Here is a 21112-nt window from a genome sequence, read left to right as displayed (position 1 = left end):
GCGACGATCCTGCTCACTGGCCGTCAGCGGCGCCGCGGCGGGGCCCGTGTGTCAGTTGACAACGCGATCCGGCCCGGAACCAATGGGGAGATCGGGCCGGATTCGCGCCGTGTCTACGATCGTGCCCATGACCGTGACAGCGAGAGGCAGCGAGGCACAGTGATGAGCGAGTCGATTTCTCCGGGGGCCTTGGCCGTGCGCTATCTGGGAGGGCCCACGGCGACCCTCGACATCGGTGGCGTACGACTGCTGACCGATCCCACCTTCGACCCGCCCGGGGAGTACCCCATCGGCGAGCGCAAGCTCGTCAAGTCCGCCGGCCCGGCCGTCGCGACCTCCGGTCTCGGCCCCGTCGACGCGGTGCTGCTCTCGCACGACCAGCACCCGGACAACCTCGACCGCGCGGGCCGCGCCTACCTCGACCACGCGGACCTGGTGCTCTCCACGGCGTCCGCGCGGGAGCGGCTGGGCGCGACCGTGACGGCGCTGCCGAACTGGGAGAGCTTCGAGCTCCCGCGCCCGGGCGGCGGCACGCTCCGGATCACGGGCGTCCCCGCCCAGCACGGCCCGGACGGCACCGAGCACCTGGTCGGCGAGGTGACCGGCTTCGTGGTGTCGGGGGGTGGGCTGCCGACGGTCTACGTCAGCGGCGACAACGCCTCGCTGGACGTGGTGCGCGCGATCGCCGAGCGGTTCGGGCCGGTGGATGTGGCCCTGCTGTTCGCGGGCGCCGCCTCGACCCCGCTGGTCCCCGGCGGCTTTCTGACCCTGCCCAGCGACCAGGCGGCCCAGGCGGCGGAGATCCTCGGCGCGCGGCAGGTGGTCCCGCTGCACTTCGAACACTGGGCGCACTTCACCCAGGGCGCCGACACGTTGGTCGAGGCCTTCGAGGCGGCCGGGCTCGGCGAGCGGCTGCACCTGCTCAAGCCCGGCGAACGCGTCGAGCTCTAACGGGTATCGCAGGGGCGACCGTTGAGGGCGAGGTCGGTGGGTGCGGCGTTTCCGGCGTCCCAGGAGCCGAGGAAGCCCACTTCGAGGGCCTCGCCGCCCCGGGCGGTCTCGTTGTAGTCGGCCGGGGTGACGGTCACCTTGCGCCCGTGCTGGACGAATTCGCCGTTCCACATCTGGGTGATCCGCTGTCCGTTTTCGAACTCCCAGCTCAGCCGCCAGTCGCGGACCGTCTTGCGGGGCGTGAGGGTGACCTTCGCCTGGAAGCCGTCGGGCCACTCGTTGTCCAGGGTGTAGCGGGCCGTGCAGGTGACCCCGGCGGGCTCGGGGTGGTGGGAGGGCTGCTTCTCGGACGGCTTGTCCGGGGACGAGCCATCGCTCGGCGACGGCGCCTCGGACGGGGGATGCGACGGGCCGGTCCGGTGGCCGACCGTGCTGGTGCCGGAGGTGGGCGGGACTTGGGACTGGCTGGGGGCGCCCTTCGACGGGAGGGTGGGGCCGACCGTCGGCATGGCACCGGGTCCCGTGCTGCCGTCGGGCGGGAGCCCGTCGTCCTGCTCCGCGTCGGTGTTGGTGTAGGCGATGACGGCGATCACGGAGACCGCCGCGGCCGCCGCCAGGATCCCCGCCGCCCTCGTCCTGGCGCCCTTCCTGGGCCTGCGCCGCCGGCCCCCGCCGCCGCCCAGCCTCCGGCCCGGCGCGCCGTGCGTGCGGATCACCCCGGTCGCGCCGAAGGCGCCCGTCGCAGGGGCCGTGCCGGTCGTGCCGGTCGTACTCGCTGGGGCGAACGGGTCGGTGGCACCGGTCGTGCCGAACGGGTCGAACATCTCGAACGCGTCGTCCGCGCACCCGGCCTGCGTCGCGTGGGCCGGGTCCCCCGGACCCGCGGCCGCGCCGAACAGGTCGAAGGTGTCGAAGGTGTCGTTCGTGCGCGGTGTCTCAGCCGCGCGGGCCGCGCCGGCCGTACGAGCCGCCGAGGCCGCCCCCGCCGGGCGCCCCGTACGGGACTTCCCGCGCCCGCCCCGCATCCCCTTGACGCGGTCCCACAGCGGCGGCCCCACACTGCGTGCGAGCGTCTGCAGGCGCTTGCCGCCGGTGTTCTCGGCCGCGACCCTGCGCCGCCGCTCCAGATAGGGCAGCCCGCCCCAGCCGAGGACGCCCCCGGCCAGGGCGCCGGGCAGCCCGCTGCCGTGCAGATAGAGGCAGGCGGCCGCTTCCTTGCAGTGCGTACAGCGGGCGAGGTGCTGCCACAGGTCGTCGGGCGCGGCGGCGTCCGGCGAGCGGGTGGCGGCGTCCAGCAGCCCGGCGTAGCTGCGGCACTCCTCATTGGCGAGCGCGTCGACGTGGTTGCGCTGGCACAGCTCGCGGAACCGGGCGCGGACCCGGGCGATCTCCTCGTCGGCGTAGGCGGAGTCCCACCCCAGCCGCTGGGCCACCGTGGTGAGGGACTGCGACTCCACTTCGACGGACCACAGCAGATCGGCGTCCGCCTCCGGGAGGTCCCATAAGCCGCGCAGCGCGAGCGGTTGTTCCCGCCGGGGCGTGGCGTAGCGTCTGGCCCGGTCGGAGGTCAGCCAGATGCGTAAGCCCGGATCGAGCCGGTCGCCGGCCTGCTGGGCCTGCCAGTCGGCGGCCGTTTTCCGTACGGAGCTCAGGAGCAGCGGGAGCCATGGCAGGCGCGGCCCCCATGCCCGCGTCCACGAGGTGCGGGTCTCCCGGATGCCGCGCCGGAACGCCTCGGTGGCCAGCCGCATTCCGTCCTGCGGGCTGGTGGTGCACAGGTTCGCGTAGTCGAGTACCGCGTCCCAGTATTCGGAGAGCAGAGCGGTCTCGGATATGGCGTCAGGGGATGACTGGTGGGGCATGGAGGTGGTTTCCTCACTGACGAACAACGGCGCCCCCGCCGGGCAACACTCTTATCAGGCCGGGCAGCGGCTGGCCAAGGGCCAGTGTTTTTTTCGGAGTTGAGGGTTGTTCCACTGTGGAGCCGCCCGAGCCTTTCACGGTTCCGTCACAAGTGGCAAGATGCGGTCGCCACGTGCCTCGCGCACATGTCCACGGCATGTGGCGAGCGCCCCGGACGTGGCGAAACCCCCGGCCGGGCCGGGGGTCTGGTCTGTACCTGACGCAACGTCAGGGAGCGTTGCGGAACGTATGTCAGAGCGTCGGCTGGGGCCAAGCCGCCCCTCAGCCGGTCCGGCTCTCGCGCCATTCCCGCACGACGCCGTCCACATCGAACGGCACCAGATTCAGCGGCGGGCCCGCGGGTGGCCGCCGCAGCGCCTCGCGGATCTTGTCGTTGATGTCCGACAGGGTCCGCCGTACCTCGGCCTCGGACCCGGCCCCCCGCGCCGCGGCCAGCGCTTCCTCCGCCTCCTTGCGCAGCACGAGCGCCGGGGGCAGGAAGGACAGGCCCTCGCGGGCCATCTTGTCCTTGACCCACCACATCGCGTCGTACGGCTTGTCCAGGCCCGCGAGCGGCTTGCCCCTCCCGGGCAGATCGTCGAAGTCGCCCCGCGCCTCCGCCTCGCGGATCTGTCGGTCGGCCCATGTCTCGAAGCTGATGCCGGGCGGCTTGCGTTCGGTCACAGTGTGCTCCTCCCTCGGACGCTCCGGTCACTCCCATGATGCCGAACGTGGCGCCCCGGGCGGTACCGAGCCAGACCGGAACACCTGGCGGTAGGTCTGCGGCGAGACGCTGGTCAGCCGCCGGAAGTGGTGGCGCAGATTGGGCGCGGTGCCGAAGCCGGTGCGGCGCGCCACGCTCTCGACCGGATCGTCGGTGGTCTCCAGCAGCTCCTGCGCCAGCCGCACCCGCTCCTGCAGGACCCACTGCAACGGCGTGGTCCCGAGGGCGTCGCGGAAGCGGCGGGCGAAGGTGCGCTCGCTCATATGCGCCGCCGCGGCCAGCCCGGCCACCGTCAGCGGCTCGTGCAGCCGCTCGCGCGCCCACTGCAGGACCGGCGCGAGGCCCTCGCCCCCGCCCGCCCGCGGCCGGGCCGGGAGCCTGGCGTACTGCGTCTGCCCGCCCTCCCGGTGCGGCGGTACGACCATGCGGCGGGCCACCTCGTTGGCCACCGCCGCGCCGTGGTCCCGGCGCACCAGATGCAGACACAGGTCGATCGCGGACCCGGTGCCGGCCGAGGTGAAGAGGGAGCCGTCCTCGACGTAGAGGGCCGTGGGGTCGAGGTCGACGTCCGGGAAGCGGTGGGCGAAGTCCGCGGCGTTCATCCAGTGTGTGGTCGCCCGGCGGCCCGACAACAGCCCGGCGGCGGCCAGCACGTACGCGCCGTTGCAGATGGAGACGATCCGCCGGCCCAGCTCATGGGCCTTGCGCACCGCGGCGACCAGGCCGGGCGGCGGGGCCAGCTGGACGGCCCGGGAGCAGGCGGCCACCACCACGGTGTCCGCGTCGAGCAGGTCGTCGAGGCCGTACGGGGTGGGGATGCCCAGGCCGGCCGCGGTGCGCAGCGGGCCTGGCGCGGCGGCGCACAGGCGCAGCTCGTACCACGGGTCGACGATGTCCGCGCGGTCGAGACCGAAGACCTCGCAGGGTACGGCGAGCTCGAAGGTGGGGGCGGCGTCGGCCACCGCGACGGCCACGACGTGTGGGGACGGGACGGCGGGGCGGGACATGTCGGCGTCTCGGGCCATGGCGGGAATTTAGCGCATGATGGCATGTCCGCCGATGGTCGCCCGGTGATCGCATCGGCCAGGCTGCCCGGCATGAGCGAACCACCGCCACCGCCACCCCACCGCCCCGCGTCCGCCGGGCGGCTCACCGCGCTCCAGGGCACCGCGCTGTACGTAGGGGCGGTGCTGGGCACGGGCGTCATCGCGCTGCCCGCGCTCGCGGCCGAGACCGCGGGCCCCGCCTCGCTGCTGGCCTGGCTGGCCCTCGTCGTGGTGTCCGCGCCGCTGGCCGCCACCTTCGCCGCGCTCGGCGCCCGCTACCCCGACGCCGGGGGTGTGTCCACGTACGCCCGTCTCGCCTTCGGCGAGCGGACCGCGGCGGTGGTCGGCTGGTGCTTCTACCTCGCGGTGCCCCCGGGCGCGACCGCCGCGGCGCTGTTCGCCGGCTCGTACACCGAGGCCGCCGTGGGCGGCGGGACCGCGACCCGCACGGTCACCGCCGCGGTGCTGATGGCCGTCGTCACGGCCGTCAACACCGCCGGGCTGCGGGTGACCGGGCGGCTGCAGCTCGCGCTGTCGGGGCTGCTGATCGCCCTGCTGCTGGGCGCCGTCGCGCTGTCACTTCCGCAGGCGCGTGGAGACCACCTCGAGCCGTTCGCCCCGCACGGCTGGGCCGCGATCGGCCCGGCGGCGGCGCTGCTGGTGTGGAGCTTCGCGGGCTGGGAGGCGATCACCCACCTGGCGGCGGAGTTCCGCGACCCGGCCCGGGACCTGCCCCGGGCCACCGCGGCCGCCGTCGTGATCGTCGGGGTGCTGTATCTGTCCGTGGCGTTCGCCGTCGTCGCGGTGCTCGGCGCGGGCGCGGCCCACGCCGACGCCCCACTGGGCGAGCTGATGGCCCGCGGCATGGGCGGCAACGCCCGGCTGCTCGCCGCCGCGGCCGCCCTCCTGCTGACCCTCGGCACGATGAACGCGTACTACGCCGGCGCGGCCAAGCTCGGCGCGGCCCTCGGCCGGGACGGCGCGCTGCCGGGGTGGCTGGGCCGCGGCGGCAGCGCGGGCGAGATACCGCGCCGCAGTCTCGGGGTCGTCTCGGCGCTGGGCTTCCTCAGCCTGCTCGTGGTGACCGCGGCCCACGCGGACGCGCGGCCCCTGGTGCTGCTCACCACGGGCTCCTTCGTCACGGTGTACGCGATCGGGGTGGCCGCCGCGCTGCGCCTGCTGCCACGGCGCGGGGCGATCCGCGCCGCCGCCCTGACGGCGCTCGCCGCGGTCGCGGCGCTGCTGGTGATGTCGGGCCGGTATCTGCTGTGGCCGCTCGGCGTGGCCGGTGCCGCGCTGCTCTACCAGCGGCTCAAGGGGCGCGGGCACACAGGGCGGGGGAAGGCAGGGCGGGGGAAGGTCGGGAGTGTCCCCGATGAGTCGGACACCCGCGTCGAAGTGGCGGAAACGGGCTGAACGCACCCAGCCTCCGGGCCCCCGGTGCCCCGCGTTCCGGTTGGCGGGTACCGTGCCGATCAATGGCCGGTAGGCAGGCCGCTGCGACGGTGCACGGGGGTAACTGCGCGTGGGATTTGGGGATTTCGTTCCGGATGGCTTCGAGGACTGGGTCGATGACCGGGTCGAGGATGTCGGTGGGGCCATCGACGTCGCCGGGGACCGGACGGCGGACCGGCTGGATGACTTCGGCTGGGAGAGCGGTGCGGACTGGGTCCGGGACAAGTCCGATTCGGCGGCGAACGCGCTGGGGGCGGATGTCGAGGAGATGCAGCTGGGGGAGAGCGAGGATGCCAAGAAGCTGATCCACGGCAGTCCGTCCAAGCTGCGCTCGACCGCCGGCCATCTCACCGATTTCAAGGCCGCGTTCAACAATGTGGGCAAGGGGCTGCAAGGGCTGGGGTCGCGGTCGTTGAAGGGGAAGGCGGCGGATGCCTTCCGGGAGAAGGTGTCGGTCGAGCCGAAGAAGTGGTTCACGGCGGCGGACGCGTGTGAGAAGGCGTCGGGGGCGCTGGAGCGGTTCGCGGGGACGGTGGAGTGGGCGCAGGGTCAGGCGGAGGAGGCGATCCGGCGCTACAAGAAGGGGAAGAAGGCGTCGGAGGACGCCCGCTCCGCGCATAACGACAAGGTGAGCGCGTACAACAAGGCGGCGGACGCGTACAACGCGCTGTCGGCCGAGAAGCGGGACCCTGCCTCGCTGCCGGACAAGCCGGGTGCGTTCCACGATCCGGGTGCCGCTGATATCAAGGCCGCGCAGGAGTTGTTGGAGGAGGCGCGGCGGCAGCGGAGTGAGGCGCATGGGGTGGCGAAGGCGGCGGTGGAGGCGGCGCGGGACGCCGCGCCGAAGAAGCCGTCGTACGCGCAGCAGGTGGGGGACGGGCTCCAGGGGATGGCACTGGACACCAACCACTTCCTCGGTGGTGTGGTGAAGGGCACGGCGGGTCTGCTCAACTTCGTCCGGCAGGTGAATCCGCTGGACCTGTACAACATCACCCACCCCGCCGAGTACGTGACGAACCTCAACAACACCGCTGCCGGTCTGGTGCGGCTGTCCAATGACCCGGGTGCGGCGGTCAAGGGCATGTGGGACGCCTTCAAGAAGGACCCTGCCGAGGGGCTGGGCCGGCTGGTGCCGGAGTTGATCGGCACGAAGGGGCTGGGTGGTGCGAAGGCGGCCGTCACGGCCGCCGAGCGGCTGCCCGCCGCCGTGGCCAAGGCCGAGCGACCCGCTCTGCAGACGCTGAGCGAGGACGGCGCGGCGCCGCACGCCACGCCGGATATGGCGAAAACCGCCGATGGTACGGATCCGGTGGACTTGGCTTCGGGGCGGATGTATCTGCCGCAGCGGGATGTGGCGTTGCCGGGGGCGTTGCCGCTGGTGTTCGTGCGGCGGGCGGAGTCGGGGTATCGGGCGGGTCGGTGGTTCGGGCCCATGTGGTCGAGCACGGCCGATCAGCGGCTGGAGATCGGTGCGCGGGGTGTGGTGTTCGTCGCCGAGGACGGGCTGCTGCTGTCGTATCCGCACCCGGCGCCGGGCGTGCCGACGCTGCCCGAGCTGGGGCCGAGGTGGCCGCTGGAACGCACGGCAGAAGGCGACTACACACTCACCGACCCGGACACCGGCCGCACCTGGCACTTCACCGGCCCGGAAGGCGGGGGCGACGGCGAGGCCCTGCCTGCGGAGATCAGCGACCGCAACGGCCACCGCCTGACCTTCGAATACGACGCGCAGGGTGCCCCGACCGGCATCGTCCACAGCGGCGGCTACCACCTGAAACTCACCACCAGCGACGGCCGCATCACCGCCCTCCATCTCGCGGGCGCCGCACCCGACGGCAGCGACCAGGAGCTCGTCCGCTACGCCTACACCGACGGCAACCTCACCGACGTCACCAACTCCTCCGGTCTGCCGCTGCGGTTCGAGTACGACACGGAGCGCCGGATCATCGCGTGGATCGACACCAACGGCCGCCGCTACGACTACGTCTACGACAACCGCGACCGCTGTATAGCCGAAGGCGGCACCGAGGGCCACATCTCCCTGCGCATCGACTACGGCCCCACGGATGAGCGGACGGGTTACCGGGTCACCACCGTCACGACACCCGAGGGCCACGCCACCCGCTACCTGGTCAACGACCGCTGCCAGGTCATCGCCGTGACCGACCCGCTCGGCCACACCACTCGTATCCGGCGGGACCGCTACGGCCGGATCCTGGCCCGTACCGATGCCCTGGGCCGGACCACCGGCTGCACCTACGACCCGGCCGGCCGGCTGACCTCCCTGACCACCCCCGACGGCGCCCGGCGAACGGCCACGTACAACGCCCTGGGCCTGCCGGCGGAGGTCCTCCAGCCGGACGGGGCCACCTGGCGCTATGAGTACGACGACCGGGGCAACCGCACCACGGTCACCGACCCCTCGGGCAACACCACCCACCACACCTACGACGACCACGGCCATCTGGCCTCGGTCACCAACGCGCTCGGCGACACCGTGCAGATGCGCTGCGACGCGGCCGGGCTGCCCGTCGAGATCACCGACCCGCTGGGCGCGGCCACCACCTACCACCGTGACGCCTTCGGCCGCCCCACCACCATCACCGACCCCCTCGGCGCCACCACCCGCCTGGAGTGGACGGTGGAAGGCAGGCTGACTCGGCGCATCGCCCCGGACGGCACCCAGCAGAGTTGGACATACGACGGCGAGGGCAACCTCACCGCTCATATGGACGCTGGCGGCAGCCTGACCACGTACGAATACACCCACTTCGACCTGCTGACCGCCCGGACCGGCCCGGACGGAGCCCGCTACGAGTTCACGCACGACACCCAGCTACGCCTCACCGAGGTCACCAACGCCCAGGGGCTGACCTGGACATACACCCATGATGAGGCTGGGCGCCCGCTCAGTGAGACGGACTTCGACGGCCGCACCTTCACCTACGCCTACGACCCGGCGGGCCAACTGATCTCCCGCACCAACCCCCTGGGCCAGACCATCTCCCTCGAACGCGACGTCTGTGGCCGGGCCGTGCGCAAGGACGCCGACGGCCAGGTCACCACCTTCACCTACGACCCGGCCGGGCGAATGCTGGAGGCCGTCGGCCCGGACGTGGCGCTGACGTACCGGCGGGACCGTATGGGCCGGGCCATAGCGGAAGTCGTCGGCGATCGGGTCCTCACCCGAACCTTCGACGCCCTGGGCCGCCCCGTGCGCCGCACCACCCCCTCCTGCGCGAAGTCCACGTTCGCCTACGACGCGGCGGGCCGCCGCACCACGCTGACCACCTGCGGCCACACCCTCGACTTCACGTATGACGCGGTAGGCCGGGAGACCACCCGCCGACTTGGGCCTACCGCATCACTCGCGCAGATCTGGGACCCGGCCGGACGGCTGTCCGAGCAGACCTTGACCGGCCCGGAGGGCGGAGTCCTCCAGCACCGCGCGTACGCCTACCGCCCCGACGGCCACCTGACCGCCATCCACGACCAGCTGCGCGGCCCCTGCGCCTTCGACTTGGATGCGGCGGGCCGGGTCACCACCGTCCGGGCCGAGGGCTGGACCGAGACTTACGCCTACGACGAGGCGGGCAACCAGACCCACGCCACCTGGCCCACCCACCACCCCACCCAGGACGCCACCGGCCCCCGCACGTACACCGGCACCCGCATCACCCGCGCCGGACGCGTCCGCTACGAACACGACACCGCCGGCCGCCTCACCCTCCGCCAGAAAACCCGCCTGTCCAAGAGGCCCGACACCTGGCGCTACACCTGGAACGCCGAAAACCGCCTCACCACCCTCACCACCCCCGACGGCACCCTCTGGCGCTACCTCTACGACCCCCTCGGCCGCCGCTCCGCCAAACAACGCCTCGCCGACGACGGCGAAACGGTCCTCGAACAGACCGACTTCACCTGGGACGGCCCCACTCTCGTCGAACAGACCACCACCACACCCGACCTCCCCGATCCGACCACCCTCACCTGGGAACATCACGGCTTCCGCCCGCTGACCCAGACCGAGCGGGTCACGGACCCCACCACCCAGCACGAGATCGACCGCCGCTTCTTCGCCATCGTCACCGACGTCGTCGGCACCCCCACCGAACTCGTCGACGAGAGCGGCGACATCGCCTGGCAGACCCGTACCGCCTTGTGGGGCACCACCACAGATGACCGCACCAGGCCGACGCACACCCCTCTGCGCTTTCCCGGCCAGTACTTCGACCCCGAAAGCGGCCTCCACTACAACCACCACCGCTACTACGACCCCGAAACCGCCCGCTACACCACCCCCGACCCCCTCGGCCTCACCCCCGCCCCCAACCCGGTCGCCTATGTCCCCAACCCCCACAGCGGGATCGACCCCCTGGGGCTCTCCCCCTATGAGGACGGCATCGATTGGGACCAGCCGCGGAACTCGCTGGGACCACGCCCGGACGGCGAGCTCGTATTCGCCGGTCATGGTGGTATCGAGACCGACCTCCCGGTGTTCGAGGTGCCCGAGGGCACGAGGGTCGCCGTGTACGCGGACGACGGCGAACCCCTGATGGGCTGGCAGGCGGATGCCATCATCGACGGAGATCCGCGCATGGTGCCGGTATGGACCTACGAGCCGGGAGCCATGATGCCGGACTACATTCTGGGTCCGCTGGAGGACGGCATCCCCTACGGGACCGCCATCGTCACGGAGAAGAATCCGGTCCGTCTGTCGTTCATGCTGGATCCGCATATGGGCCGGGTGCACTGGGCCGCGTGCATGAAATTCTTCCCCCCGGAGTGAACGGCCGGTACACGCACAAGGAGCACCCGACATGACCGACCCCGTCGAGCTGGTGTGGCCCACCACCCTGGACGAGGAGCTGCGCGCCAGGACACACCGGATGATCCACGCCGTCACCGAGACCGGCGGGGCCATCGGCTACCTCGCGCCACCCGCCCGCGCGGAGACCGACGCCTGGCTCGACGGCGTCCTGGCCGACGTACGCACCGGGGACGCGGCGCTCGTCCTGGCCACCTTGGAGCACGGCTCGGGCGAGGTCCTGGGCTGCGCGCTGTGGCGGCGCCGCGCCACCGTGGCCAGCTACCGGCACAGCGCCGAGCTCCAGCAGGTCATGACCCACCCCACGGCCCGGGGCCGGGGCATCGGCCGGCTCCTGGTGTCCGCGCTGATCGACGACGTACGCGCGGCCGGTCTGGAGCTGCTGCTCCTGGGGGTGCGCGGCAACAACCACGGCGCGATCGCCCTGTACGAGGACCTCGGGTTCCGGGAGTGGGGCCGGTTGCCGAGCGGGATAGCCGTCGGCGACGAGCGCTTCGACGACGTCAAGATGTACCTGGAGCTGGGCCGCCCCGACGGGGTCGCGGAGCACGGCTCGGCGGCGGTCGGCGCGGGGGCCTCGGCACGCCGCGTGTGACACCTGGACGGAGGCGAACGCGGGGCGGTTGCGGTGAGTATGGGACAGCGACACGCCGACGCCACGGCGTGTCGCTGTCCCATACTCACCGCAAAGTCGATTGATCACCCTGGCCAATATCAACACGCCGTGCGCCATGGGCCACCGGACGAGCCACCTCGGCGTCCTGGTCATCAGGCCTGAAGTCGAGATGCAGTCGGCTCTTGGCCTTCTTGCTCTCATCAAGCCGGACGAAGTCCAACCCCGGCAGGCGATCCGGCTCCGGGCGGATCTCGAACTCCTCATCGGCCATCCGCTGGGCTTAGACCTGCCAGGGCCTCGAAGAGCAAGCACGCAGGTCTCCCTCATCGGGCCGAGCCCGAGCGCCTTTCCCCTCGCGGAGCGGCGGGCGAGCCCCCGACGGCACAGCTCACCCGATGGCTTCCAGCACCGTGGCGTTGGCGAGCCCTCCCGCCTCGCACATGGTCTGCAGCGCGTACCGCGCGCCGCGCTCGCGCATGGCCCCGACCAGGGTGGTCATCAGCCGCGCGCCGCTGGCACCCAGCGGGTGGCCGAGGGCGATGGCGCCGCCGTTGACGTTGACCTTGGCGGGGTCGGCGCCCGTCTCCTGCTGCCAGGCCAGGACCACGCTGGCGAACGCCTCGTTGACCTCGAAGAGGTCGATGTCCGCGAGGTGGAGCCCGGCCCGGCGCAGCACCTTTTCGGTGGCCGGGATGACGCCGGTGAGCATCAGCAGCGGATCCGAGCCGGTGACGGCGAAGCTGTGCAGCCGGGCCTTGGGGCGCAGGCCGAGCCGGGCCGCGGTCTCGCTGCTGGTGATCAGCAGCGCGGCCGCGCCGTCGTTGACCGGGCTGCTGTTGCCCGCGGTCACCGACCACTGGATCTGCGGGAACCGCTCGGCGAACCCGGGGTCGGCGAAGGCCGGCCGCAGCCCGGCCAGCACCTCGGGCGTGGTGCCGGGCCGGATGGACTCGTCCGTGTCCACCGTGTGTTCGCCCGTGACCAGGGGCGCGAGCTCGGCGGCGAACCGTCCCTCGGCGGTCGCCCGGGCCGCCTTCTGGTGGGAGGCGGTGGCGAACTCGTCTATCTGCTCCCGCGTGAGGGACCACTTGGCGGCGATCAGCTCGGCGCTGATCCCCTGCGGAACCAGTCCCTCGGGGTAGCGGGCCGCGATCCCGGGCCCGAACGGATCGGCGCCCTCCGGCACGTTCGACCACATGGGCACCCGGCTCATGGACTCCACCCCGCAGGCCACCACCAGGTCGTACGCCCCGGAGATCACCCCCTGCGCGGCGAAGTGCACGGCCTGCTGCGAGGACCCGCACTGCCGGTCCACGGTCGTCGCCGGGACGGAGTCGGGGAACCCGGCCGAGAGCCATGCGTACCGGGTGGTGTTCATGGCCTGCTCGCCCACCTGGTCGACGCATCCGCCGATCACGTCGTCGACCAGAGCCGGGTCCACCCCGCTCCGCTCGACGAGGGCGCCCAGCGTGTGCGCCAGCAGCTCCACCGGATGCACCTCGGAGAGCGCGCCGCCCGGTTTGCCCTTGCCGATGGGGGTGCGGACGGCTTCGACGATGACGGCGTCGCGCATGGCGATCGCCTCCTCTTCCAGCGAGGACGGGATGAGTTTGTTTTTCCAACGCACGTGGCTACTGAAGAGTAGCAAGCGGTGTCGGGGCATCACAACCCATGTCCTCCGTCGGGCAGGGCACGGCCCCGGTGCTGTCCGCGGACAACTGGCGTTGTCCACCGTCCATCCCGCCCCTGACCTGCGGTGTGGCCACCGGCATCAGGTGGCCAATCCCTGCGGTGCGCACGGTGGTGCCCGGGCGGAAGCGTCCGTCAGGTCCCGGTACTCGATGCACCGCGCGACCAGCGGCCGGCCTTCCGCCTCCCCGCTCCATCAACCAGGAGGCACCTCGATGAAACGCACCTTCCTCTCCCGGCGCCGTCGCGGCGCCGGCGGGCCGGCCGGACGGACACGCTCCGCGGTCGGGCAGCTGTCCGCCGCCAAGAAGGTCCTGTTCCTGCTCGGCGCGGCCGCTCTCGCCATCGGCACCCCCGCACAGGCCGAACCGCCCCAGACCGCGTCCGCTGAGCCCATCGCCATGGGCCAGATCGTGTCGGCCAAGGACAGCGTCTACGCCCTGGCCGCCGACCACTCCGCCGTCTACGAGTGGTCCTCCGATACGGTCAACTGGCAAAAGGTGGGTGGAGCCGCGAAGGACCTCTACGCGAGCACCGACACCGTCTACGCCACCGACCCGGCCACCGGCGACATCCACAAGTACAACGGCGAGCCCGACCAGTGGACCCGCATCGGCGGCCCCGGCACCACCTTCGCCGCGACCAGCGAGCACCTGTACGGCATCAGCCCCGAGGGCGGCGGCGTGTGGGAGTACACCGGCCAGGGCGACACATGGACCAAGGTCGGCGACCCCGCCAAGAACCTCTACACCGGCCCCGCCGCCGCCCTGTACATCACCGACCCGGCCACCGGCGACATCAGCACGTACGAGGACGGCCAGTGGGCCAAGATCGGCAGCGCCGGCGCCGGCTTCGCCGTCACCGACCACAACGTCTACAAACTGACCTCCGACCGCTGCTGCGTCTGGGAGTACGAGCCCGAGCGCAGCCAGTGGAGCAAGATCGGCGGGCCCGCCGGCGAGATCTTCGGCAGCAACACCCTGTACGCCACCAACCCCGACACCGGTGACCTCTACAAGTACAACGGCCGGCCCGAGCGGTGGAACCGCGTCGGCGGGCCTGCCGCCGCGTTCACCACCAGCGGTGACCACCTCTACCGGCTCGCCTCCGACCACCGCTCCGTCCAGATGTACAGCGGCACCGGGGCAAACGACCGGTGGACCGATCTCCACGCGCCGACCGCCCCCGCGGCCTCGGAGGACAAGCTCGTCCGGCTCGACAGCCTGACCCAGGAGGGAGAGGACGCCCGCAACGCCTGGTACGCGGCGCTCTTCCAGCACCAGGACGGCACGCCCGACCGCTATGAGTTCGACTGGTCCACGAACGGGTGCAACGCGCCCGCTCCGGACACCATCGGCGGCTTCGACTTCACGTTCGCCTGCTACCGGCACGACTTCGGGTACCGCAACTACAAGGCCCTGCTCGGCAAGGAGTCCTTCCACAACAGCCTGAACGGGCGCTCAGTGAAGGACCGCGTCGACCGCATTCTCCTCCAGGACCTGAACAGCATCTGCGAGAGCCGGGACTGGCCTGTCGACCACACCGCCGCCGAGCGTGCGCTGTGCCGCCAGGCAGCCACGCTCTACTACCAAAGCGTCCTGGCAGCAGGCCTGCTCGAAACCCGGTGACCCGCTGAACCACACCTCGCCCGGCCGGCACTCCGCCGGCCGGGCCAACCACACTCCGCCCGGTGGGATGGTTACGGTCAGGCAACGCGAGGGTGAGGCCCCGGGAAACCGGGGAGGATGTAGCCGTGAGCGTGGCGCATCGGGCCATGGAGAGACTGCGGGAGTGGCCGGACCTCGACGTGGGCCCGGCCTGTTGTGGCATGGGCCGCGCGGTGCGGACGGCGGAGTGCGAGATCGTGCACTTCCACTCCGACCGGGACGCCGATCTGCACCTTACCGAACCGGCCATCCGCCACCTGGCCGCCCACCTCGGGCGGTCGACGGCGATCCGGCTGGTGCCGGAGTCGCAGTGGGTGACGGTGCATCTGGACACCGAGCGGGACGCGGATGTGCTGTTGTGCCTGGTCAGCGTCGCGTTGCAGGCGCATGCGCGGTGTGCTGGGGCCGCGCCGCACCGGTGCAATCTCAACCGGGTGACGTTCCCGGACCGGAGGGACTACCAGATGTGCTGACACGGGGCCGCCATCCGGTGGTCCTCCGGCCGTCGCACCTCAGCGGATCTCGACCCTGCCGCCCTCGTCCGCCGGGCGCTGCCCGCCGCTCTTGTCCGTTTCGCCGTCGGGCGACGCCAGGTTGCGCCGCACCGAGTCCAGGATCGTCAGACCCTGCCCGACCAGGCTCGCCGCGATCTCGCCCAGTCCGTCGGCGCCGTTGAGGACGTTGACGTTGGCTCCGGAGAGCCCGGCGGCGGCCTCCTTGACGATCTGCGGCAGTTGGTCGATGAGCATGCGGTCCAGCGCCACCCGGCCGTGCGAGGCCGCGGCCTCCGCCTGGATCCGCATCCGCTCCGCCTCGGCCAGCGCCAGCACCCTGATCCGCTCGGCCTCGGCCTCGGCGGGCTTCACGATCTCGGCCACCAGCTGTTGCTGGCGCAGGTCGGCGGCGCGCTGGGCCAGTTCGGTCCGCGCGGCGAGCACCTCCTGCTGCGCATGGGCCTCCGCCAGCGGCCCGGCCTGCGCGGCCTGGGCCTGTACGCGCTCCACCTCCGCCGAGTACTCCGCCTGCACCACGGCGGTCTGCCGGGCGTATTCGGCCTGCTTCCGCGTGGCCGCCTGCTCCGCCTCGGCCGAGGCCTGCGCGGCCTGGGCCTGGGCGATCTGGGCCTGGCGCTGGATGGCCGCCTTGTGCGGGGCCGACATCGCCGCGATGTAGCCGGTGTCCCCGTCGTCGATGGACTGGATCTGCAGGGAGTCCACGATCAGACCGATCTTCGCCATCTCGGCCTTGGAGGTGTCCAGGACCTCGGTGGCGAGCTTCTGCCGCTCGGTGATGATCTCCTCGACGGTCATCGAGCCGATGATGGCGCGCAGGTGTCCGGCGAAGATCCGGCCCGTCAGCACCGACATCTGGTCCTGGTCGGAGAGGAATCGCTGGCCCGCGTTGACGATGCTCTCGGTGTCGTTGCCGACCTTGAAGGCGATCACGGCACGGACCGTCAGCACGATGCCCTGCTTGGTGACACAGGTATCGGCGACCTCCGCCTCGCACATCGCCAGCGTCAGGAACCGGGTCTTGCGGAAGACCGGGAGCACGAACTTGCCGTGGCCGGTCACCACACGGAACGGTGCGCCTCCCTGGCCACGCCTGCCACCGGATATGAGCATCGCCTGGTCGGGGGCGGGAACGCGGTAACCGAACATCTTCGTCTCCTCAGCCGGCGTTGCCGGCCTCGCCGGCCAACGCGCTCAATGGATCAGCCCACTCGACGACATCGACCTGGCGCGCGCCGCGGGAATCGATCACGAGCACGGACGCACCCTCGGGCAAGGGCTCGTCGGACCAGGCGAGGAAGGTTTCGGAGCCGCCTCTGATCCGTACCAGGACCTCGCCGGGCCCCGCGGATCCGCGCGTGCCGATGACCAGCACGCCGGTGCAGCCGCGTACGGCATCGTCCGTCGCCATGGATGGCCACGCCCCCCTCGTCCTGCTGACGTCGAGGCTCGGACATTACGCCCGTGGCGTCAACGCCTCGGACCGGGGTCGGTGTCCCGGAAGGGGGCCGGTTCCGGGGCTCAGGTCCGCGCGAGGTCGGTGTGGTCCGGGTGGTGCGGCCGGACGCACAGGTCCACGAGGCGGGCGCGGTGGTCCGGCCGGTCCGAGAGCCAGCGGCCGAGCTGGTGATCGGCGCCGCCCAGGACCAGTTTGGAGAATCGGGAATTGGCCCGGAGGGCCTGCTCGATCCCAGCCGTGACCTCGGGCGGGATGATCTCGTCGTGCTCGGGGACCACCAGGACGGAGCGGCCGGTGAAGGCGCCGAGCACATCGAAGACCGTGCTGGGGCGCCAGCTCTCGGGCCGGCGGATCAGCTCGGTGAAGCCGTCCCCGAACGGCACCGGCCACGCCTCGGGCCCGTACGCCGCCGGGGCGCACAGGCAGATCGCCTCGACCCGGCCGCCGAGCCGGGACGTCAGATCGGCGACGGTCTGGCCGGACATGCTGAAGCCGACCAGCATCAGCGGGCCGCCGTCCGGGGCGAACGCCTCGATGACGCCGAGCGCCTGGCGGAGCCTCCGCTCCAGGCTCAGCTCTTCCAGGTTTCCGGAGCTGCCTCCGTGTCCGGAGAAGTCGAACGCGAGGGAGGGGTGGCCCGCCGCGGCGAAGTCGCGGGCGAGCGGGATGCTCCGCTCCTTGCTGCCGATTCCGGCCCCATGCATGATCACCACGCGGGCGCGGCCGGTGCGGGACGCGGCGGGCTCGGCGGGCTCGGCGGACGCGGTGGGCTCGAACGAGGTGCAGCTGAGGGCTTCGCCGTCGGCGTGGTGGACGAATTCCACGGACACTCCCGCTGGTCGGATGCGGCGGCATCGCCGTTTCGGCGTGAGCGTACTGGAGACAACAGCGGGCCCCGTCGACCGCGTTCGGTCGGCGGGGCCTCGCGTGAGGGGAAGCCGCGGCTCAGGCCTTCGCGGCGCCGGCTTCCTTCGCCAGGTGGGCGAGCACGTCGGTCAGCTGGCCGGTGACCTCGGCGTCGTCCGACGGGTGCTGCTCGGCGAAGCGGGTCAGGGAGCCGGGGATGGAGAGCTTGATGTCCTCGACGACGGTGCCGCCGGCGATGCCCACGGACTTGCGGATGTCGTCATGGGCCCATACGCCGCCGTACTGGCCGAAGGCGGTGCCGGCGACGGCCACCGGCTTGCCGGAGATGGCGCCGGCGCCATACGGGCGGGACAGCCAGTCGATCGCGTTCTTCAGCACGCCCGGCATGGTGCCGTTGTACTCGGGCGAGAAGAACAGGAGGGCGTCGGCCTCGGCGGCCGCGGCGCGCAGCTTGGCGGCCGCCGCGTGGACGGAACCCTCGACGTCGATGTCCTCGTTGTAGAAGGGGATGTCGGCAAGGCCCTCGTGGATCGTGATCTCGACGCCCTCGGGGGCGAGCTTCACGGCGGCCTCGGCGAGCTGGCGGTTTGTCGAGCCGGCGCGGAGGCTGCCGACCAGGGCGAGGATGCGAACAGACATGATTCTCCAAGATCGATAAGCGCCCGCAACGCGGACCGTGTTAGTTGAAGGTTATAACAGATAACCGGACCGCGGTCCACTTTAATGTAACCGGACCGCGGTCCGCTACGATGAGGGATCGTGAATCCGCCAGCGCCGCCCCGGCCCCCAGCCCAGCCCGCGTCGTCCCCCGAGGACGCGACGGCCGGGCGGTCGCTGCTGCCCCTGGCAGGCCAGGAGCCGCCGATGCGGGCCGACGCCGCGCGCAACCGGGCCCGGCTGCTGGAGGCCGCCGCCCGGCTGGTCGCCGAGCGCGGGGCGGACAAGGTGACCATGGAGGCGGTCGCCTGCGCCGCGTCGGTCGGCAAAGGGACGGTCTTCCGGCGCTTCGGCGACCGCACCGGTCTGCTCCAGGCCCTGCTCGACCACTCCGAGCGCGCCTACCAGCAGGCGTTTCTCACCGGCCCGCCCCCGCTCGGGCCCGGCGCCCCGCCCGTCGAGCGGCTGGAGGCGTTCGGGGTGTCCACCCTCCGCCAGATGTGCGCGTATCTCGACCTCTACCTGGCCGGCGATCCGCCTGCCGACCGCCGCTTGGGCGTCGCTCCGCGCCAGGTCCGGCTCACCCACATCATCATGCTGCTGCGCGAGGCGCGGGTCGACGGCGACGTGGAGCTGCTGGCGCAGACGCTGATGGGCTATCTGGAGCCCGCCCTCATCCACCACCTGAGCCGGCAGCGCGGCATGGAGCCGGCCCGGCTGGAGGCGGGCTGGCGCGACCTCGTCGCCCGTATCGTCAAGCCCGCCACGTGAGCCGCCGGCGGCTGAGTCCGTACTCACCCTCTGACTCGCGGATAAGCCTTAGCATGACGCGCTGTCGCGTGTGCGTGCCGACAGTTCCGAGAGCGTCGAGAAGGCGAGAACGCCGTTGAGTGGTTTGCCGGGCCGCGGGGGGCCGATGGTGCTGGATCCCGACGAGGGGGCCCACTCCGTGCAGCGCTGGTCGGCACGGCTGTCCCTGGCCGCCGCCGCGCTGGGGCTGCTGCTGCCGATGATCTTCGCCGGGACCGCCAGCCTGATCCTGTTGGCGGTCGGGCTCGGCGGCATGGCGGTCACCGCGGCCGCCGTCTGGTGGGTGCTGACCCGCCGTGGCGTGGCCCGGATCGCGGCGGCCGTCCTGGCGGTGGCGGCGCCGCTCACCGTGATCGGGTTCTACGACATGCGGAACCTGCTGTGGGTGGTCATGGTCTCCCTGGGGCTGTGGGGGGTGGCGGTCTGGGCGGGGCGGGCCGCGATCCGCAGCACCGGTTTCGGCGCCGTAGCGGTGGCGGAGTACCCGACCCCCGCGCCGCGGAGCCCCTTCCTGATCATGAACCCGCGCTCGGGCGGCGGAAAGGTGGGGCGGTTCGGGCTGAAGGAGAAGGCCGAGCGCCTGGGCGCGCGGGTGGTGCTGCTCGACCCTGACCACCCGCAGGACGTGGCCGCCCTGGCCCGCGAGGCGGCGGACGCGGGCGCCGATCTGCTGGGCGTCGCGGGCGGCGACGGCACCCAGGCGCTGGTCGCGGCCGTCGCGGTGGAGCGCGGACTCCCCTTCCTGGTGATCTCCGCGGGCACCCGCAACCACTTCGCGCTGGACCTCGGCCTGGACCGCGAGGACCCGTCGGCCTGTCTGGACGCGCTCACCGACGGCGTGGAACTCCGGGTCGACCTCGGCTACGCGAACGAGCACCCCTTCGTCAACAACGCGTCGTTCGGCGCGTACGCGGCGGTCGTGCAGAGCCCGGCCTACCGCGACGACAAGGTGCGCACCACCCTGGAGCTGCTGCCCGACCTGCTGACCCGCCAGCGCGGCCCCCGGATGGTCGCGCAGGCCGACGGGGTCAAGATCCCCGCTCCCCAGGCCCTGCTGGTCAGCAACAACCCGTACCGCACCGGCGACCCGGCCGGGCTCGGCCGCCGCGAGCTGCTGAACTCCGGCAGGCTCGGCGTCCTCGGCATCAAGGTCGACAACGCCGCCCAGGCCGCCGGGCTGCTGCGCGGCCGGAAGGCGGCGGGCCTGACGGTGCGGACCGCCCAGGAGGTGCTGGTGGACGCCGACTGCGAGGAGATCGAGGTCGGGGTGGACGGTGAGGCGCTGCTGCTGCCGGTGCCGGTGCGCTGCCGCATCGCGCCCGGCGCGCTGCGGGTACGGGTCCCCAGGGCCCGGCCCGGGGTCCCGGCGGTGAAGCCGCCCATGGACTGGCGGCGGCTGCGCAAGCTGGCCGCGGTGGTGGGGCGTACGGCGGTCGGCAGGCGCGGGTTCTGACGAAGTCATTTCCGGCCGGGGCCGAAGCGGTCGGCGAGCCAGTTGCTGAACGCCTCGACGCGCGGGCGGTGGCGGGTGTTCTGGAAGGCGCGGATCAGCCAGCGCCCGTCGGCGCCGCGCGTCATGACGTACGTCTGCACGGACATGGCCCGCGCGGAGGGCTTGGTCCGCTTGCCCTTGAGGACGGCGCCGCGTGAGTGGACGAGGGCGGTGTCGGGGCCGAGGAAGGCCAGGTCGTCGATCTCGGCGTACAGCCGGGAGCCCTTCAGTACGCCCTCGAAGAGCCCGCGGTGTCCGTCGGCGATGCCGTTCCGGCCGGCCATGCGGCCGCCGAAGAAGGTCACGTAGTCGGCGTCCTCGGTGAAGGTGCGGGTGAACGCCTCGGTGTCGCCCCAGGCCCGGCTGTTGGCCTCGAAGAGGGCGCGGACGGCTGCGGTGTCGGTGGTCGTCAGGGTGCTCATGGGCGCTCCTCCGGG

General features: G+C 72.2%; 18 protein-coding genes. 8 read left to right on the top strand and 10 right to left on the bottom strand.

Annotated features, from left to right (window positions below; genetic code table 11):
- The first annotated feature begins 162 nt into the window (after positions 1 to 162).
- On the top strand, positions 163 to 951 hold the full coding sequence (locus PV419_RS14260) for an MBL fold metallo-hydrolase (protein ID WP_319688560.1): 789 nt from the start codon (positions 163 to 165) through the stop codon (positions 949 to 951).
- On the opposite strand, the gene PV419_RS14255 is transcribed toward PV419_RS14260, so the two are convergent.
- The 3 genes from PV419_RS14255 to PV419_RS14245 all read right to left on the bottom strand — a co-directional run bounded on the left by PV419_RS14255 (position 948) and on the right by PV419_RS14245 (position 4602).
- On the bottom strand, positions 948 to 2813 hold the full coding sequence (locus PV419_RS14255) for a cellulose-binding domain-containing protein (RefSeq protein ID WP_319688558.1): 1866 nt from the start codon (positions 2811 to 2813) through the stop codon (positions 948 to 950). The two genes, PV419_RS14260 and PV419_RS14255, sit on opposite strands and share 4 nt — an antisense overlap.
- A gap of 322 nt (positions 2814 to 3135) precedes the next feature.
- Positions 3136 to 3537, bottom strand: coding sequence for a DUF1992 domain-containing protein (locus PV419_RS14250; RefSeq protein WP_319688556.1), 402 nt, complete (start codon positions 3535 to 3537; stop codon positions 3136 to 3138).
- A 27-nt stretch (positions 3538 to 3564) separates the two neighbouring features.
- Positions 3565 to 4602 (bottom strand): GlxA family transcriptional regulator, encoded by a 1038-nt coding sequence (locus tag PV419_RS14245; RefSeq protein WP_319688554.1) that lies wholly within the window; start codon positions 4600 to 4602, stop codon positions 3565 to 3567.
- 72 nt (positions 4603 to 4674) lie between these two features.
- On the opposite strand from PV419_RS14245, the gene PV419_RS14240 reads away from it, so the two are divergent.
- The 3 genes from PV419_RS14240 to PV419_RS14230 all read left to right on the top strand — a co-directional run bounded on the left by PV419_RS14240 (position 4675) and on the right by PV419_RS14230 (position 11501).
- Positions 4675 to 6039: an APC family permease gene (locus tag PV419_RS14240; RefSeq protein ID WP_319688552.1), complete on the top strand. Its 1365-nt coding sequence runs from the start codon at positions 4675 to 4677 to the stop codon at positions 6037 to 6039.
- Positions 6040 to 6148: 109 nt separating this feature from the next.
- Positions 6149 to 10867 carry a putative T7SS-secreted protein gene (locus tag PV419_RS14235; protein WP_319688550.1) on the top strand — a complete coding sequence of 1573 codons (4719 nt, stop codon included), beginning with the start codon at positions 6149 to 6151 and terminating at the stop codon, positions 10865 to 10867.
- A 31-nt stretch (positions 10868 to 10898) separates the two neighbouring features.
- The gene (locus PV419_RS14230) at positions 10899 to 11501 is read left to right on the top strand and encodes a GNAT family N-acetyltransferase (RefSeq protein ID WP_319688548.1); all 603 of its coding nucleotides are present in this window, start codon (positions 10899 to 10901) and stop codon (positions 11499 to 11501) included.
- Between the two features lie 85 nt (positions 11502 to 11586).
- Here the strand turns inward: PV419_RS14230 and PV419_RS14225 are convergent, their stop codons facing one another.
- Positions 11587 to 11793, bottom strand: coding sequence for a VOC family protein (locus PV419_RS14225; protein ID WP_319688546.1), 207 nt, complete (start codon positions 11791 to 11793; stop codon positions 11587 to 11589).
- A 117-nt stretch (positions 11794 to 11910) separates the two neighbouring features.
- Complete coding sequence (locus PV419_RS14220; protein ID WP_319689066.1) at positions 11911 to 13095, bottom strand: thiolase family protein; 1185 nt, start codon at positions 13093 to 13095, stop codon at positions 11911 to 11913.
- A 331-nt stretch (positions 13096 to 13426) separates the two neighbouring features.
- Here PV419_RS14220 and PV419_RS53270 point away from each other — a divergent pair, with 331 nt between their 5' ends.
- Positions 13427 to 14839: a phospholipase A2 gene (locus PV419_RS53270; protein WP_415925301.1), complete on the top strand. Its 1413-nt coding sequence runs from the start codon at positions 13427 to 13429 to the stop codon at positions 14837 to 14839.
- A 125-nt stretch (positions 14840 to 14964) separates the two neighbouring features.
- Entirely contained in the window at positions 14965 to 15351 is a 387-nt protein-coding gene (locus tag PV419_RS14210) for a luciferase family protein (protein WP_319688544.1), read from the top strand.
- 39 nt (positions 15352 to 15390) lie between these two features.
- On the opposite strand, the gene PV419_RS14205 is transcribed toward PV419_RS14210, so the two are convergent.
- From PV419_RS14205 to PV419_RS14190, 4 genes are all read right to left on the bottom strand, one after another.
- Complete coding sequence (locus PV419_RS14205; RefSeq protein ID WP_319688542.1) at positions 15391 to 16539, bottom strand: SPFH domain-containing protein; 1149 nt, start codon at positions 16537 to 16539, stop codon at positions 15391 to 15393.
- Positions 16540 to 16549: 10 nt separating this feature from the next.
- On the bottom strand, positions 16550 to 16801 hold the full coding sequence (locus tag PV419_RS14200) for a hypothetical protein (RefSeq protein ID WP_319688540.1): 252 nt from the start codon (positions 16799 to 16801) through the stop codon (positions 16550 to 16552).
- Between the two features lie 110 nt (positions 16802 to 16911).
- On the bottom strand, positions 16912 to 17673 hold the full coding sequence (locus tag PV419_RS14195; protein ID WP_319688538.1) for an alpha/beta hydrolase: 762 nt from the start codon (positions 17671 to 17673) through the stop codon (positions 16912 to 16914).
- Positions 17674 to 17794: 121 nt separating this feature from the next.
- On the bottom strand, positions 17795 to 18355 hold the full coding sequence (locus tag PV419_RS14190; protein ID WP_319688536.1) for an NADPH-dependent FMN reductase: 561 nt from the start codon (positions 18353 to 18355) through the stop codon (positions 17795 to 17797).
- Positions 18356 to 18580: 225 nt separating this feature from the next.
- On the opposite strand from PV419_RS14190, the gene PV419_RS14185 reads away from it, so the two are divergent.
- Together PV419_RS14185 and PV419_RS14180 are read left to right on the top strand one after the other, a co-directional pair.
- Positions 18581 to 19144 carry a helix-turn-helix domain-containing protein gene (locus tag PV419_RS14185; RefSeq protein WP_319689064.1) on the top strand — a complete coding sequence of 188 codons (564 nt, stop codon included), beginning with the start codon at positions 18581 to 18583 and terminating at the stop codon, positions 19142 to 19144.
- Between the two features lie 145 nt (positions 19145 to 19289).
- Positions 19290 to 20636, top strand: a complete 1347-nt coding sequence (locus PV419_RS14180) for a diacylglycerol/lipid kinase family protein (RefSeq protein WP_319688534.1) — start codon at positions 19290 to 19292, stop codon at positions 20634 to 20636.
- 5 nt (positions 20637 to 20641) lie between these two features.
- Here the strand turns inward: PV419_RS14180 and PV419_RS14175 are convergent, their stop codons facing one another.
- A complete protein-coding gene (locus PV419_RS14175) occupies positions 20642 to 21097 on the bottom strand; it encodes an SgcJ/EcaC family oxidoreductase (protein ID WP_319688532.1) in 456 nt (151 codons plus the stop codon).
- Positions 21098 to 21112: the final 15 nt, after the last annotated feature.

The organism is Streptomyces sp. ME19-01-6, assembly GCF_033793745.1.
Classification (GTDB): Bacteria; Actinomycetota; Actinomycetes; order Streptomycetales; family Streptomycetaceae; genus Streptomyces.
Note: the sequence above shows the minus strand (reverse complement) of the source record. Positions and strands in the feature narration are given on the sequence as shown.

Excerpts from the sequence above, each read along its gene's own strand:
- PV419_RS14260 (WP_319688560.1), top strand. The coding sequence starts at position 163 with ATGAGCGAGTCGATTTCTCCGGGGGCCTTGGCCGTGCGCTATCTGGGA.
- PV419_RS14255 (WP_319688558.1), bottom strand. The coding sequence starts at position 2,813 with ATGCCCCACCAGTCATCCCCTGACGCCATATCCGAGACCGCTCTGCTC.
- PV419_RS14245 (WP_319688554.1), bottom strand. The coding sequence starts at position 4,602 with ATGGCCCGAGACGCCGACATGTCCCGCCCCGCCGTCCCGTCCCCACAC.
- PV419_RS14240 (WP_319688552.1), top strand. The coding sequence starts at position 4,675 with ATGAGCGAACCACCGCCACCGCCACCCCACCGCCCCGCGTCCGCCGGG.
- PV419_RS14230 (WP_319688548.1), top strand. The coding sequence starts at position 10,899 with ATGACCGACCCCGTCGAGCTGGTGTGGCCCACCACCCTGGACGAGGAG.
- PV419_RS14225 (WP_319688546.1), bottom strand. The coding sequence starts at position 11,793 with ATGGCCGATGAGGAGTTCGAGATCCGCCCGGAGCCGGATCGCCTGCCG.
- PV419_RS14220 (WP_319689066.1), bottom strand. The coding sequence starts at position 13,095 with ATGCGCGACGCCGTCATCGTCGAAGCCGTCCGCACCCCCATCGGCAAG.
- PV419_RS53270 (WP_415925301.1), top strand. The coding sequence starts at position 13,427 with ATGAAACGCACCTTCCTCTCCCGGCGCCGTCGCGGCGCCGGCGGGCCG.
- PV419_RS14205 (WP_319688542.1), bottom strand. The coding sequence starts at position 16,539 with ATGTTCGGTTACCGCGTTCCCGCCCCCGACCAGGCGATGCTCATATCC.
- PV419_RS14200 (WP_319688540.1), bottom strand. The coding sequence starts at position 16,801 with ATGGCGACGGACGATGCCGTACGCGGCTGCACCGGCGTGCTGGTCATC.
- PV419_RS14190 (WP_319688536.1), bottom strand. The coding sequence starts at position 18,355 with ATGTCTGTTCGCATCCTCGCCCTGGTCGGCAGCCTCCGCGCCGGCTCG.
- PV419_RS14185 (WP_319689064.1), top strand. The coding sequence starts at position 18,581 with ATGCGGGCCGACGCCGCGCGCAACCGGGCCCGGCTGCTGGAGGCCGCC.
- PV419_RS14180 (WP_319688534.1), top strand. The coding sequence starts at position 19,290 with ATGGTGCTGGATCCCGACGAGGGGGCCCACTCCGTGCAGCGCTGGTCG.
- PV419_RS14175 (WP_319688532.1), bottom strand. The coding sequence starts at position 21,097 with ATGAGCACCCTGACGACCACCGACACCGCAGCCGTCCGCGCCCTCTTC.